The sequence below is a fragment of the Mycolicibacterium sp. XJ1819 genome (assembly GCF_053483675.1).
Window position 1 is genome coordinate 91540 of the sequence record NZ_JBEFST010000016.1, and the last position, 14003, is coordinate 105542.

A 14003-nucleotide genomic window follows, 5' to 3' on the forward strand; every position below is an offset into this window, starting at 1 on the left:
GTACTATTCGCCCATGCCGTTGGCCGAGGGTGCGACGTTCGCCGGTTACACCATCGTGCGGATGCTCGGCGTCGGCGGTATGGGCGAGGTCTATCTTGCGCAGCACCCGAGGCTGCCGCGCCGCGACGCGCTCAAGGTGCTGCCGGCGTCGGTGTCGGCCGACCCCGAGTACCGGCAACGGTTTCACCGGGAGGCCGACATCGCGGCCACGCTGTGGCATCCGCACATCGTCGGCGTGCACGACCGCGGTGAGTTCGACGGCCAGATCTGGATTTCGATGGACTACGTCGAGGGCACCGACGCGGCACACCTGCTGCGCGAACGACATCCCGACGGGATGCCGGCGGCCGAAGTGGTCCAGATCGTCACCGCCGTCGCCGACGCGTTGGACTATGCGCACCAACGTAACCTGCTGCACCGCGACGTCAAACCCGCCAACATCCTGCTTGCCCACCCGGAGGCCGGTGATCAACGAACACTGTTGGCGGACTTCGGGATCGCCCGATGGTCGAACGACATCAGCGGCCTGACCGCCACCAACATGACCGTCGGCACGGTGTCCTACGCGGCGCCCGAACAGTTGATGGGTGAGCGTCTCGACGGCCGCGCTGACCAATATGCGTTGGCGGCCACCGCCTTTCATTTGTTGACGGGCTCTCCCCCGTTTGAGCACTCGAATCCGGCTGTGGTCATCGGCCAGCACCTTTCCGGTTCACCGCCGACGGTCGCCCCGCACCGGCCGGACCTGGCCGCGCTCGACCCCGTGTTCGCCAAGGCGCTGGCGAAGGCCCCGCAGGACCGCTTCGATCGGTGCGCCGACTTCGCGCGAGCGCTCGGCGACCGACTCGGGTCTGCCCCCACCACCGCCCACCGCAGACCGCCGAAGGAGTCGGCGCTGCGGGCCGGCGTCGTCGTGCCCGCGGTGCTGGCCGTGCTGCTGATCGCCGCGATCGCCGTCGCGGTCGTCGAGACCCGCCGCGCCGACCGCCCCCAAGCCCAACCCGCATCGCCGACCACAGAAACCACGACGACCACACCGCCGAGCACACCGCCGACGACGACAGCGGCGACGACCCCGGTGACGACGCCGCCGCCATCCCCCGCCGCCACCGTCGCGACCATCGGCGCGAACTGCTCACCGGTCGGAAGCACCGGCACCACCGAAAACGGATCGGTCGCCTACTGCTCGACACTGCAGTCCACCGGCGCCTCGATCTGGTCGCTGACCGCGGGCGACATCGCCAGCCCCACCGTGACCGCCGAGCCGACCGACGAGCCGCTGCCCGTTGCCGAAGACCACCCGGTGCGGGTGTGCATGCAGCAGACCGGTCAGACCCGACGCGAATGTCGCCGTGACATCCGCGAAAGCAACGGATTGCCGGTGCTGCCATGAAGTTCGCCGTCGTCGCCCCCGTCGCGGCCGGAGTCACCGCCGACCCGGAGTTCATGGTTCCGTTCGCCCGGCATCTCGAGGAGTGCGGCTTCGAGTCCATCGTCGTCGTCGAACACACCGTGCTGATGTCGCAGTACGCAAGCGTCTACCCGTATGACCCGTCCGGGCGCGTGGAGCTGGCCGCGGACTGCCCGGTGCCCGACCCGCTGGACCTGCTGGCCTTTCTCGCCGGGCACACCCGGGGGCTGGGGCTGGCCACCGGCGTGCTGGTGCTGCCCAACCACCACCCCGTGGTGCTGGCCAAACGGGTGGCCACCATCGATGGCCTGTCCCGGGGCAGGCTGCGGCTGTGCGTCGGCGTCGGTTGGCTCAAGGAGGAGATCGAGGCGTGTGGCGCCGACTTCGCCGGCCGCGGCCGCCGCGCCGACGAACAGCTCGAGGTGATGCGGCTGCTCTGGGAGCACCCGCCGCAGGGCGCGAGCCATCGCGGTGAGTTCTTCGGCTTCGACCACGCGATGTGTCACCCGCAGCCCACCCGGCGGATCCCGGTGCACATCGGGGGCCACAGCAGGGCCGCGGCGCGGCGCGCGGGCCGGCTCGGGGACGGGTTCCAGCCGCTGGGCGTCGGCGGCGCCGAACTCGTCGACCTGGTCGGGGTCATGCGCGAGGCGGCATCCGCGGCGGGCCGCGACCCCGACGCGCTGGAGCTGTCGCTGGGCCACCTCGTGACCAAGATCGACGCCGAACGCGCCGAGCGGCTGGCAGCGCTGGGGGCCCACCGCCTCGTGCTCGCCATGCCGCCCACTGCCGACATCGACGAGGCCCGCGACCAGCTGTCGGCGTGCGCGCAGAGGTTGTCGCTGACGCCATGAACCTCGATGTCGCCGACCGGTTGGCGCTGGCCGACCTGGTGCACCTCTACGCTTCCGCGGTCGACGACCGCCGGTTCGACGACGTCGTCGAACTGTTCACGGAGACAGCCGAATTGCGACTGCCCGACCCACCGCGGGCACTGGAACCGGTGCGGCACCTACACGGACGCGACGGCGTGCGGGCGGCGATGGCGACGCTGGGAGCGGTGGCCCGCACCGAACACGCGATCGTCGGTGAGGTGTACGCCGTGGGCGGCGACCCCGACTACGCGTTGGGCCGGATCACCTGCGTCGCGCACCACTGGAGCGTCGCCGACGGTCACATCACCGACCTGGTGTGGCATCTGCGCTATGACGACGAGTACCTGCGCACCCCGAAGGGCTGGCGCATCCACGGCCGCGCGCTGACCATCAACGCGATCGAGACCCGTCCGACGCGTCGTCTGCGAGCGCCGCAAGCAACTGGTCGAGCAACGGACGCTGGCCTTTCAGCAGCTTCGACCGAGCCTGTGCCACGGAGAACCACCCGACGCGGTCCACCTCGGGGTACTCCCTGACCGTGCCCGACCCCTTCGGCCACTCCAGGGTGAACGTGTTGGAGAAGGTGCCCTCGAGATCGAGGTCGGCGCGCACGGCAAAGGCCGTGATCACCTTGCCGCTGGGCTGACGCAGCGGCGCGAACTCGATGCGCGGGCCGTCGGGCGCCTGCTTACCCAACTCCTCTTCGAACTCGCGTCGCGCGACGGTCCACGGGTCTTCTCCGTCGGTGTACTCGCCCTTGGGAATCGACCAGGCGCCGGCGTCCTTGCGTGCCCAGAACGGGCCGCCGGGATGGGCGATGAGTACCTCGAGTTCACCGTCGACCTGCCGGTACAGCAGCAGCCCCGCGCTGAGTTTGGGCATCCGTCTCCAGGGTCAGTACTTGCGGTCGCCTTCGCTGCTGTCGAAGAACGCCCAGTCTCCGTCATCGGACTTGACCTCCATGCGCCAGCCCAGTTCGGGTTCGGCCTTCTGGTCGACGAACCAGGCGTGCGCGTCATCGGCGCTCTCGATGTCCTTGGTGTCGACGACCTCGCCCTTCGGGTTCAACACGCGGTATGTAGCCATGCCGGTAGCTTTCCCCCGCCGCGCGACTTTGAATCAGTGGCCGCTGGCCATCGGAATGCCCTCGCTGGCCGAGAACTGCGCATCCTCCCGCGACGACAGGCCCATCGAGACCACCGACCGGTCGAAGAAGGCGTCGGTCAGATAAGCCAGTGACACCGCCCACCGGTTGACGAACCGCGGAATGGCGTACAGGTGGTAGGCGCGGGTGACGAACTTCGCGGGGAACCCGGACAGCGCGATGTTGAGCGGGTTGGCCACCGCATAGCGCGGCCCGAGGTCGACGACCAGGCCCATGTTGCGGTGTTTGTAAATTTTCGGCTTTCCGTGGCCCAGGCTGGCTGCGACGTTGCGGGCCAACACCTTTCCCTGCCGCGTGGCGTGCTGTGCGGTGGGCGGCGTGATCTTGCCGGGCTGCGTCACATCGGGGACGGCCGCGGCGTCGCCGGCGGCGAACACGTCGGGATGGCCGGGCACCTGCAGCTGTGTGGTGACCTTCAGCCGGCCCTTCTCGGTGGGCAGTCCGAGCTTCTCGATGAGCGGCGCGGCGGTGACACCGGTCACCCACGCGACGGTGTGGGTGCGGATCAGCGAATCATCACTGAGCACCACGTGCTCGGAGTGGACCTCCTTGAGGGTGACGCCCAGCCGCACGTCCACACCGCGCGACTCGAGCACCCGCATCGCCGCCGTGCCGAGGCGTTCACCGACCTCGGGCATCACCTGCTCGGCGAGGTCGAGCAGGACGAATGTGACATCCTGCGGATCGAAACCGAGCTGCTTGGCCGCGGAGTCGGCCAGCGCCCGCAACTGGGCGGCCAGCTCGGTGCCCGAGTACGACGCGCCGACCACCACGATGGTGCGCCGTGCGGCGGCGCGTCCCGGATCGTCGTCGACGCACGCCAGTTCCAACTGCTCGAGCACGTGGTCGCGGAGGTACAACGCCTCGGCGGTGGACTTCAGCCCGCGGGCGTGTTCGGCCAGCCCCGGCACGTCGAACAGTCGGGTGACCGAGCCGGGTGTGAGCACCAGCCGGTCCCAGCACATGCTGCGTGAGCGCTCTTCGGGGTCGGTGAAGGTGACGGTGCGCCCGGTCAGGTCGACCTCGTCGACGCGACCGCGGATCGCCTGCACCCCGCGCAGCGCGTTGGCCAGTGGAATCGCGACGAAGCGGGCGTCGACCACACCGCCCGCGACATCCGGCAACAGCGGCGTGTACAGCATGTAGTCGACCGGCGAGATGATCGAGACCTCGACCGACGGGTCGCTGCTGCGGAGCTTCCGGGAGAGCTGGCGGGCGCATTCGAAGCCCGTGAATCCACTGCCGACGATCACCACGGAGGTCATTGGCACCCACTGTACGGAAGCGGCGCCGCCGCCATCGCGAGTCGGACGCTGGGGGAATCGGCCGATATTCGTCAACTATCCGACGCTGCGCCCGATCGCGCCGTGATGGGAGGATGCTTGATGAGATGACGAGCCCGCTTCGCCGGTTCGACCCGTTCCGGCCGATCGACATGTTGACGGCGCTGTGGTCGACGACGGCGGCGGCCCCGGTCAGCACCGGAGCGGCCGTCGCGTACCGGACGTTGTTCACCACCGTGCGACGGATGGTGGTGGGGCGCAAGCTCGCGATCCAACTCGACGATGGTGAGCTCACGCTGACCGTCACCGAATTCGACTCCCGGCTGGACGTGCGCCGGTTATCGGTCGGTCAGCTCGACGACGTCCGGTTGGCCGCGCGTGACATCCGTTGGCAGGGCCACCGATTCGACCACGCGACGGCGGTGTTGCACAACGTGCACATCCGGCCGACCGTCCCGCCGGTTTTGGTGGCCGCCCCGGTGGAGTTGACGTTGGAGGTGCCCGCGGTGGCCATCGACGAGCTGTTCCGGTGGGTGGCGCCGCGATGGGCCGGTGAGGTCGGCGGTGACGGCGTGGCCCGGCTGCGTCGCGCCCGACGCCCCGGCCTGGGGCACGTCGAGGTCGAGGCCCGGCTCGACGGTACGACGGTGTGGCTCAGGCCACGTGCCCTGGTCGTACGGCAGTGGCGCAGACCACTTCCCGCGCGCATCCCGGCCTACCCGGTGCAGCTGCCACCGCTACCGCACGGCGTGCAGCTGACCGGAGTCGAATTCGGCCCCGACATGGTCGCGCTATCGGGTGTGGCCTCCGAATGGCGGATGGACATGCCGCGAAAGCGCTTGGAGGACATTTTTACTCAGCTCAGTGGGGTCGGAATGCCACTGAACATGACGCGACTGACGCGGCTGTTCTAGCCGAAATCTTCTGTGTGCTCCCGGATTACGGGACACAACGATCATTTACTGCCAAGAACGATCAAAAGCTGCCAACGGAATTAAACCGCTGACCTGCTGGTTCTACGTGGTGGAGCTCTCGTTAGAGCCCCGACGATAGAAGGAAGGCAGCACGATGAGAAAGCTTGGAATCGGCACCGCCATCGCAGGCGCGTTGGCCACCGCAGTCATCGGCCTGGCCGCAACCGCAGGAGCGGCGCCCACCGGCCCCGCCAACGCCCAGGACACGATCAACAACTTGCGGTCACAGGGCTACACGGTGATCGTCAACCGGATCGGAAACGCTCCGCTGGACCAGGCCCAGGTGATCGCAGTTCGCCCCGGCACCACCTATGAGCGCATCGACGCTGGCCAGCACGTGCTGGGCAGCCAGCGCAACTTCGTGACGGTCAAGGAGAACACGATCTACGTCGACGTGAAGTGATGCGTAAGCGAACAGCCGAAAATGACCGAGGGGCGTCCAACAGGACGCCCCTCGTTGGCATTTCGGGCTACCAGCCCGGGATCGACAGTGGGATCGGGAACGGTAGGGCGCCGTTGCCGATCGACGACACCATCGCCGGGCAGAACATCGAGATGGCGATCCCGGTGAACATCGTCGCAGGGCCCAGCGACATACCGCCCACCTCGGCGACCCTGGAGGTGACGTCGGCCGCGGTCTGACCGGGCTCGGACAACATCGGGCACACCTGCTCGCCGAGCATGACGGCGCGGCCGGGATCGCCCATGACGACGCCCGCCTCGGTCACCGCCGCCAGAAAGGCGTCGTCGACGGGGTCGGCATGCGCGGATGCCGAGACGGCGGTGGCGGTGCTGAGCAACGCGGCGCTCAGCGCGAAGACAGAAGCAGTTCGAAGCACCCGGGAATGGTACCCGGGGCCTCAGCCGGTCACATTCCGGTCCAGGCGACGTCGATGCTGGTGGCCACGTCGATGATCTTGGCCTTCTGTGAGGCCGGGCTGTCGATCTCGCCGGCGACATGAGCGGCGATGAACCGTTTGATCTCGGCGTCGATGCCCGCCAGGATCCGCAGCACCTCCCCGCGCAGCGACTGCGATGTGACGTGAATGGAGATGTCGGAGGCCCGCGGCTTGCTGACGTCGATGACGATCAGCAGCGGTTCGGCCGCGCGGGCGGTCGCCCGCAGCGCGATCTCGCCGAACACCATGAACTTCGGCCGGTCGATGCGCAGGTCGACGACCATGTCGATCTCCAACGGGATGCGTATCGAGAAAGTGATCTGGTCGCCCAGCTCGCGCGTCACGCGCGGCTGCTGGACCCTGACTTTCGCGGTGACCTTGGCGATCTTGCCGGGGCCCTGGGCGATCGGCCCGATCTGGAACTCGTCGCCCGCGATCTGGCCGATCGCGCTGCCGACCCGCGCCTCGGTCACCGCGACCTCGAAGAACTTGCGACCGAACTCTTCGTAGGTCAGTTCGTCATCGGCGTGCATGGTGCTTATACCGTCTCACGTCCGCACGTCCGAGCGGCACAACGCGACCGAATCGAGACAACGCCGCAGCTAACGACGGTTTTCCTGGCCGCGCGCCTCGGCACCCGTCTCGCCGGTGTCGATCGCGTCGTCGGACGCGGTCTGCCCGACGTAGGTGCCGTCGCCGCCACCCGTCTTGCCCGCCCGGGATCCGGCGACATGCTCGTCGGTGCCGACGTCGGCCTCGGAATCGTCGCCGTCTCTGCCCGGATTCATGCGCCCCGGTTTACCGGTTCACAGCGCGCTCAAACTACGTCGTCGGGCGTCCCCGGAAAGTAGCGGATTTTCCTGATCGCGAACGGCTTGGCGCTCACGTCGGCGAACAGGATGTCGCGGCGGCCATCGTGGTCGATGCCCGCGACCAGGGCGGAGCCCGCAGCGATCACCTTGCGCGGAACGCCACCAGCAAGCCGGGACCGCAATTCGGCGCTGGTGATCGGGGTGCCGTCGCCCCCGGTGAGCTGTGTTCCCTTGGCGAGTCGACGGCGGATCGCGACCTCGTCGCCGTTCTGTGCGTCGGCGAGGAACTCGCCGAACTGCCGCTTGCCCGCCGACCCGGCACCGCGGAAGCCGCCGAGGAAGCCCCACGTGCCGAGGACGCCCTGGTTGGCGAGTAGCAGACCGGACAGTTGTAGCCCGGCGGGCACCCCGGCGACGCCGCCGCGCAGGAACTGCCCCACCATCGCGGGCAGTTCCCAAAACGCCGACAGGGCAGCGATCTTCAGCTCGCCGTCGGATTCCTGGAGGACGTAGCGGATGTAGATCGGGACGTCCAGGGTCACGGCGCCCAGACCGGCGCGCAGCACACCGTCCCGTATCACCGTCAGACCGGCGACGAGGTCCACGTCCGGCAGATATTCGACGTCGCGCGGGCCGATGAACGTGTCGTAGAAGTGCCCGATCGCCACCGGACCCCAGTGCGGTCGCGACCCCACCGGATCCTCGACACGGGCGCCCGGGGTGAACAGGCCCACCCAGCCGTCGCGGTCGCGCGCGCTCGCCGCCGCGGGTGAGCGCGCCGCCGTCGCCAGCACATCCGCGCGAGAGAAGGCCATAAGGTTCCCTACCACCTGCAACGGCCGCAGTCGACTAGACACCCACCTGCGGGCACACTGGACGCAGGACCGTGCAGGGGCACCGGCCGAAGGAGGAACCCCATGAGCAGCAACGGACCTTTCGGGTTCGATCCCGACGATTTCGATCGCGTGGTGCGTGAAGCCGGAGAGGGGTTGCGCGACGCGTTCGAGGGACTCGGCAGGTTACTCAACACCCAGGGCGAACGCGCGGGCTGGGCCAACCTGGTCGACGAGTTCACCGGGTACTCACGACCACGGCACGAACCCGAGACCACCGGTGAGACCGGCGACGGCGTCTGGGTGATCTACACCGTCGACGACGACGGCGGCGCCCACATCGAGCAGGTGTACCCCACCGAACTGGACGCGCTGCGGGCCAACAAGAACAACACGGACCCGACCCGCAGAGTGCGGTTCCTGCCGTACGGCATCGCGGTGAGCGTGCTCGACGCGGCCGAGGCCGCACCCGAAGAGGACTGACCTAACCCGGAATCCCCGAGACCCCCAGCACCCTTTGCATGTCCGGCTTCATCTGCCGGAGTTGCTGACCGGCGTGACCCCAGCTGTGGATGCCGTCCGGAAAGTTGAAGACGCCGTTGTTGCCACCCGCGGCGATGTAGGCGTCGACGAACGCGCGATTGGACTCGACCGCGAACCCCTCCAGAAAGCCCAGGCCGGCGATCGGGGCGTCGGGGCTGGCCAGGGCGGGGTCCGACGAGGTGCCGTTGCCGCAGTAGACCCAGATGCGGGTGCCGTTGGCGGCCAGCCTGCCGGCCTGGACGGTCGGGTCGTTGCGGGCCCAGGCCGGATCGCCGGGCGGACCCCACATGGCCGCCGGGTCGAAGCCGCCGTTCCACATCATCGCGACCCGCACCTGGCCGCTCCAGTTCGGGGCGGAGAGGTTCAAAAAGCCCGACAGCGACCCCGCGTAGACGAACTGCCGGGGGTGAAACGCCGCCAGGATCAGCGCGGCCGACCCGCCCATCGAGAAGCCGACGACGGCATTGCCCGTCGGCCGGACCTCTTTGTTGGCCGCCAGCCAGGCCGGGAGCTCCTCGGTGAGGAAGGTCTCCCACTTGTAGGTGTAGGTCCGGCCGTTGCCGACGGCCGGGGCATACCAGTCGCTGTAGAAACTCGACGCCCCGCCGACGGGCATGACGACCGAGATCCCCGATCCGTCATACCAGTCGAACGCCTGCGTGTTGATGTCCCAGCCGTTGAGGTCCTCCCCCGCCTCCATGCTGTCGAGCAGATACAGCGCGGGCGTATCGGGTCCCGCGGACAGGAACTCGACGCGGATGTCGCGGCCCATCCCCGCCGACGGCACGGCGAGGTGCTCGACGGGCAGCGCCGGATCCGAGAACGCGGTCGCCATGGCCGACCCGCCGGACCCGGCGACCAGCGCGGGCAGCACGGCGGCCACGGTTGCCGCAGCTACCAGGCGTTTTGACCAGCAGGCTGACACCATCCCCACGACCGTCATCGACGCCCTCCATCGCGACCTCGGTCCCGACCTCTCCGGACGATACGCCCGCCGGGGGTGATGGCGCGGTGGTTCAGGCGTCGCGGGCGATGCGGTTGACCGCGCGCAGACTGCGTTCGACGTCCTCGTCGGTGGTGGCCCACGACGACACGCTGATCCGCATGGCGGTCCGGCCCTGCCATACCGTGCTGCCGAACCAGCAGGTGCCGTCGGCCTGGATCGCCTCGATCACCCGACGGGTCCGCTCGTCGTCGCCGAACGACACCAACGCCTGGTTGAGCACCACGTCGTTCAAGATCTCGTACCCCGCCCCGCGCAACCCCTCTGCGAACCGGGCCGCGTGCCTGCAACACGAGTCGATCAGGTCGGCCAGGCCGGTCCGCCCCAGCGACCGCAGCGCTGCCCAGATCTCGACTCCGCGCGCCCGCCGGGACATGTCGGGGGTGAAGTGAGAGGGTTCGCGCGCGGATCCGGCGATGAGATAGGCCGCGCCGACGGTCATCGCCGCCCGCAGGTGTGCCGCGTCGCGGACAAACGCGATACCGCTGTCGTAGGGCACGTTGAGCCACTTGTGGGCGTCGACGGCCCACGAGTCGGCTTCGGCGTATCCGTCGGCCAGCGGTGCCAGTCTCGGCGCCGCGGCCGCCCACAGCCCGAACGCGCCGTCGACGTGTACCCAGGCACCCGCGTCGCGGGCGGCCGCGCACACCTCGGCGGCCGGGTCGAAGGCGCCGGTGTTCACGTTGCCCGCCTGAATGCACACGACGGTGTCGCCGGACAACTGCGGCAGCGCGGCGGCTCGGATGCGGCCCTGATCATCCACGGGAACCCGCTCGACGCGCGAGCGGCCCAGCCCGAGCAGCGACAGAGCCTTGAGCATGCTCGCGTGCACTTCGTCGCCCACCACGACGCGGATCGACGGTGCGCCGAACAGCCCGTCCTCCTCGACGTCCCATCCCGACTTCTGCAGCAGCGCATGCCGGGCCGCCGCGAGGCACGCGAGGTTGGCCATGGTCGCGCCGGTGGTGAATCCGGCTCCCGCGGCCGCGGGCAGTCCCAGGACGTCGCGCAACCATTCGGCGCTGACATCCTCGAGATGGGCGGCGGTCGGCGACATCACCCGGTAAGCGCCGTTTTGATCCCACACGCCGGCCAGCAGGTTCGCCGCGAGGGCGGCGGGGTGTGAGCCGCCGGTGACGAAGCCGAAATATCTCGCGCCTGCGGTGGCCACCGTCGCCGGCGAGCCGATCTCGTCGAGCATCTGCAATACCTCGCGCGGCGCGGTCGGCCCGTCGGGCATCGGCTCGTCGAACCGGCCGAGTCCGTCGACGGCCGCGGCGGTGGGCGCCACCGGCCGCGAGTCGAGCCCGTCGAGGTAGCCCAGTGCGCGCTCGGTGACGTCGGCGAATAATCGGTGCATCTCTCCCACGCTACTTTCCGAGCGCTGTCAGCAGATCGTCGACGATCGTGTCGGCTCCGGCGTCGCGTGCCACCCGGGAGTCCAGGTGTACGACGGCCTCGTCTCGGTGGCCGGCGTCGATCAGGCTGCGCAGCTTGGCAACTCGCGACTCCCCCAACACGCTGCCCAACACGTCGACCAGCTCCCAGTCCCGGTACAGGGCCAGGGACCGCTCGTAGAAAGCGAACGCGGTGACGGGTTGTCCGCGCAGGCTGCCGTGATACCGGTACGGGCCCTCCATGTACTCCAGGGGCAGCCCGTGGGCCGGTGCGGGCACCAACGGCTCACCGGTGAGGTCGAGGTCGAGCCGGTGTGACGTCAGCCGGTGGCGATCCGGCAGATAGCGCGCGACGGCGGGCGGACGCGTCAACGTGCGCACCGACTCCGGCCAGCGCACGTAGCTCTCGACGGTCACCTCGATGTCGTCGACGTAGTCGGGTTCCGCACTGTCGTGCGGATAGCTCACGGTGGCACCCGAGAAGGGTTGTGGGGCATTGCGGTTGGCCCGGTCGTACTGGTGCCAGATACTCATGTCGATCCCGTTGTCCAGGTTGATCGTTCGCCATTCGTGGGCGCGCCATCGGATATCGCCGTCCGTGCCGCCTACGTTGGCGATCAACGGAAACCACTGCCGGTCGACGTGCCCGGCGTGCCCGGTCACGGGTTCGCGGTGGGTGCCCCAGGCCAGCATCCCCGTCATCGTCATCCCGGTCTGAAAGTAGGAGTGGGTGTCCTTCTGACCGAAGCACTCGATCCGGCCGTTTTGGGTCGCCGCGCCCAGCGGCACCGGGGCTCGCGACGGGGTGAGGTGCAGGTCCAGTCGCATCGCGGCACCGGCCGCGTCGGTTCCCGCGAGGCTGACGTCGTAGGTGTAGGGCAGCAGCCGGCCGTTGCCGTCGCGGCAGGTCCGCCACACCGAAGTTCCTGCGTCGCTGCGGTATGCGAGGTCGAGACGGTCATCGGCCAGCGACATCTTCGGCCTGGCGCCCGGCGCCATGTTGGCAGGCGGCATGTCGTAGTCGGTGAAGGTGCCGTAGGTGCCCGCGTCGATGTCGAACAGCGCGAAGGTGTGGAAGTCGGCCACGATCGACTGTGCGGGCCGGTTCTTGTTGAAGATCGTCAGAAACGCGAACCGGCGACCGCCCTCGGCGGTGAGTTCGCCCGCCAGAAACCACGTGTCGGATTCGCAATCGGAGTGGTTGGCCTCGGCGGCGGGGAAATCGAGTTGGTGGTCGGCACCTACGAGTTGAAACGGGTAACGACGCCAGCCGGCCGGCCGCGGTTCGGTCACGGAGCTCCACCTTTTTGACTATGTTTGCATTGATAGCGACTTTAGGCGGGAGACAGCGTGAGATCGCTCGATTACGATGAGTTGTTCATCGGTGGCCGGTGGCAGAGTCCGTCGAGCGGCCAACGGCTCTCGGTCGTCTCACCGCATTCCGAGGAGACGATCGGCGGCACGCCGGAAGCCTCGCCCGAGGATGTCGACCGAGCCGTCACCGCGGCGCGCGAGGCGTTCGACGACGGTCCGTGGCCGCGGCTCAGCGTCGATGACCGGCTGGCGAAGATCGAGAAACTCGCCGCGATCTACGCCGCGGAGACCGACGCGATCGCCGACCTCATCACCGCCGAGATGGGCTCGCCGAAGGCCTTCAGCAGGTTGGGCCAGGGTGTGGGCGCGGTGGCCCAGATGCACGTGAACATGGCCACCGCGCGGGAGTTCCCCTGGGTCGAGCGGCGCCCGGGACTGTTCGGCGACGTGCACGTGCGGCGCGCACCGGTCGGCGTGGTCGGGGCGATCGTGCCGTGGAACGTCCCGCAGTTCCTGATCATGCCGAAGATGATTCCTGCGCTGATCGCCGGCTGCACTGTGGTGGTCAAACCCGCACCCGAAACCCCGTTGAACGCCATGTGGTTGGCCGAGATGCTCGAGGAGATCGAGCTGCCCGAAGGTGTGGTGTCGATCGTGCCCGGCGGCCGGGAGACCGGCGAGAGTCTGGTGCGTCATCCCGGCGTGGACAAGATCTCGTTCACCGGTTCCTCGGCGACCGGCAGGCATATCGCCGCGCTCTGCGGCCAGCAACTCAAGCGGGTCAGCCTCGAATTGGGCGGCAAGTCCGCGGCGATCATCCTCGACGACGCCGACATCGCCGACACCGTCGGCCAGTTGAAGACCGCCAGCTTGATGAACAACGGCCAGGCGTGCGTCGCGCAGACCCGGATCCTGGTCAGCCAACGCAAACACGACGAGGTCGTCGATGCCCTCGCGGAGATGATGAGCGGGCTGCAGGTCGGCGATCCCACCGACGAGTCCACCGACATCGGGCCGCTGGTCGCGCAGCGCCAACAGCACCGGGTGCAGGGCTACATCCAGGCCGGCCTCGACGAGGGTGCGCGAATCGTGCTGGGCGGCACCGAGAAACCTCACGACCGCGGCTGGTATGTACAGCCCACGCTGTTCACCGACGCGACCAACGACATGACGATCGCCCGCGAGGAGATCTTCGGGCCGGTGCTGACCGTGTTGACGTACTCCGATGAGGCCGACGCCATCCGCATCGCCAACGACACCGACTACGGGTTGGCCGGCTCGGTATGGACCTCCGATGTCGCGCACGGACTGGAGATCGCGGCCGCGGTTCGCGCCGGCACCTACGGCATCAACATGTACACCCTCGACACCACCGCCCCGTTCGGCGGTTTCAAGCAGTCCGGTATCGGCCGCGAGTTCGGCGTCGAGGGGCTGTCCGCCTACGTCGAATTGCAGTCCACGGTGAGCGCGGGAAAATTGCCCGACCTGGCATGA

Annotated in this window: 16 protein-coding genes and 1 pseudogene; 7 read left to right on the plus strand and 10 right to left on the minus strand. The window is 68.6% G+C overall.

The window, feature by feature from the left end; all coding sequences use genetic code 11:
* Nucleotides 1–13: 13 nt before the first annotated feature.
* The 3 genes and pseudogenes from ABQE89_RS18495 to ABQE89_RS18505 form a co-directional block, all read left to right on the plus strand.
* Complete coding sequence (locus ABQE89_RS18495) at nucleotides 14–1393, plus strand: serine/threonine-protein kinase (protein WP_448419224.1); 1380 nt, start codon at nucleotides 14–16, stop codon at nucleotides 1391–1393.
* Nucleotides 1390–2265, plus strand: a complete 876-nt coding sequence (locus tag ABQE89_RS18500) for an LLM class F420-dependent oxidoreductase (RefSeq protein ID WP_448419226.1) — start codon at nucleotides 1390–1392, stop codon at nucleotides 2263–2265. The genes ABQE89_RS18495 and ABQE89_RS18500 overlap by 4 nt, the downstream gene beginning before the upstream one ends.
* A pseudogene (locus ABQE89_RS18505) lies at nucleotides 2262–2654 on the plus strand (nuclear transport factor 2 family protein); the annotation flags it as partial. The gene ABQE89_RS18500 and the pseudogene ABQE89_RS18505, both read left to right, overlap by 4 nt.
* A gap of 22 nt (nucleotides 2655–2676) precedes the next feature.
* Here ABQE89_RS18505 and ABQE89_RS18510 read toward each other — a convergent pair.
* Genes ABQE89_RS18510 through ABQE89_RS18520 form a run of 3 tightly spaced genes read right to left on the minus strand, consistent with a single transcriptional unit; the run spans nucleotide 2677 to nucleotide 4716 of the window.
* Entirely contained in the window at nucleotides 2677–3168 is a 492-nt protein-coding gene (locus tag ABQE89_RS18510) for an NUDIX hydrolase (RefSeq protein ID WP_448419228.1), read from the minus strand.
* A 12-nt stretch (nucleotides 3169–3180) separates the two neighbouring features.
* Entirely contained in the window at nucleotides 3181–3372 is a 192-nt protein-coding gene (locus ABQE89_RS18515) for a hypothetical protein (protein WP_448419230.1), read from the minus strand.
* A 33-nt stretch (nucleotides 3373–3405) separates the two neighbouring features.
* Nucleotides 3406–4716, minus strand: a complete 1311-nt coding sequence (locus ABQE89_RS18520) for an NAD(P)/FAD-dependent oxidoreductase (RefSeq protein WP_448419232.1) — start codon at nucleotides 4714–4716, stop codon at nucleotides 3406–3408.
* A 125-nt stretch (nucleotides 4717–4841) separates the two neighbouring features.
* Here ABQE89_RS18520 and ABQE89_RS18525 point away from each other — a divergent pair, with 125 nt between their 5' ends.
* Complete coding sequence (locus ABQE89_RS18525) at nucleotides 4842–5648, plus strand: hypothetical protein (RefSeq protein WP_448419234.1); 807 nt, start codon at nucleotides 4842–4844, stop codon at nucleotides 5646–5648.
* Between the two features lie 154 nt (nucleotides 5649–5802).
* Complete coding sequence (locus ABQE89_RS18530; protein WP_448419236.1) at nucleotides 5803–6111, plus strand: hypothetical protein; 309 nt, start codon at nucleotides 5803–5805, stop codon at nucleotides 6109–6111.
* 67 nt (nucleotides 6112–6178) lie between these two features.
* Here ABQE89_RS18530 and ABQE89_RS18535 read toward each other — a convergent pair whose 3' ends face one another.
* From ABQE89_RS18535 to ABQE89_RS18550, 4 genes are all read right to left on the minus strand, one after another.
* Nucleotides 6179–6547 (minus strand): DUF732 domain-containing protein, encoded by a 369-nt coding sequence (locus ABQE89_RS18535; RefSeq protein ID WP_448419238.1) that lies wholly within the window; start codon nucleotides 6545–6547, stop codon nucleotides 6179–6181.
* Between the two features lie 29 nt (nucleotides 6548–6576).
* A complete protein-coding gene (locus ABQE89_RS18540) occupies nucleotides 6577–7140 on the minus strand; it encodes a hypothetical protein (protein WP_448419240.1) in 564 nt (187 codons plus the stop codon).
* A gap of 69 nt (nucleotides 7141–7209) precedes the next feature.
* Nucleotides 7210–7395, minus strand: a complete 186-nt coding sequence (locus ABQE89_RS18545) for a hypothetical protein (RefSeq protein ID WP_448419242.1) — start codon at nucleotides 7393–7395, stop codon at nucleotides 7210–7212.
* Between the two features lie 29 nt (nucleotides 7396–7424).
* Nucleotides 7425–8234 carry a nuclear transport factor 2 family protein gene (locus tag ABQE89_RS18550; protein WP_448419244.1) on the minus strand — a complete coding sequence of 270 codons (810 nt, stop codon included), beginning with the start codon at nucleotides 8232–8234 and terminating at the stop codon, nucleotides 7425–7427.
* Between the two features lie 102 nt (nucleotides 8235–8336).
* Here ABQE89_RS18550 and ABQE89_RS18555 point away from each other — a divergent pair, with 102 nt between their 5' ends.
* Nucleotides 8337–8735 carry an Rv0313 family protein gene (locus ABQE89_RS18555; RefSeq protein ID WP_448419246.1) on the plus strand — a complete coding sequence of 133 codons (399 nt, stop codon included), beginning with the start codon at nucleotides 8337–8339 and terminating at the stop codon, nucleotides 8733–8735.
* A gap of 1 nt (nucleotide 8736) precedes the next feature.
* On the opposite strand, the gene ABQE89_RS18560 is transcribed toward ABQE89_RS18555, so the two are convergent.
* From ABQE89_RS18560 to ABQE89_RS18570, 3 genes are all read right to left on the minus strand, one after another.
* Nucleotides 8737–9738 carry an esterase family protein gene (locus tag ABQE89_RS18560; protein WP_448419248.1) on the minus strand — a complete coding sequence of 334 codons (1002 nt, stop codon included), beginning with the start codon at nucleotides 9736–9738 and terminating at the stop codon, nucleotides 8737–8739.
* Between the two features lie 73 nt (nucleotides 9739–9811).
* The gene (locus tag ABQE89_RS18565; RefSeq protein ID WP_448419250.1) at nucleotides 9812–11158 is read right to left on the minus strand and encodes a pyridoxal phosphate-dependent decarboxylase family protein; all 1347 of its coding nucleotides are present in this window, start codon (nucleotides 11156–11158) and stop codon (nucleotides 9812–9814) included.
* A 10-nt stretch (nucleotides 11159–11168) separates the two neighbouring features.
* Entirely contained in the window at nucleotides 11169–12488 is a 1320-nt protein-coding gene (locus tag ABQE89_RS18570) for a lipocalin-like domain-containing protein (RefSeq protein ID WP_448419252.1), read from the minus strand.
* A 57-nt stretch (nucleotides 12489–12545) separates the two neighbouring features.
* Between ABQE89_RS18570 and ABQE89_RS18575 the strand changes: the two genes are divergently transcribed.
* Nucleotides 12546–14003, plus strand: coding sequence for an aldehyde dehydrogenase (locus ABQE89_RS18575; RefSeq protein ID WP_448419254.1), 1458 nt, complete (start codon nucleotides 12546–12548; stop codon nucleotides 14001–14003).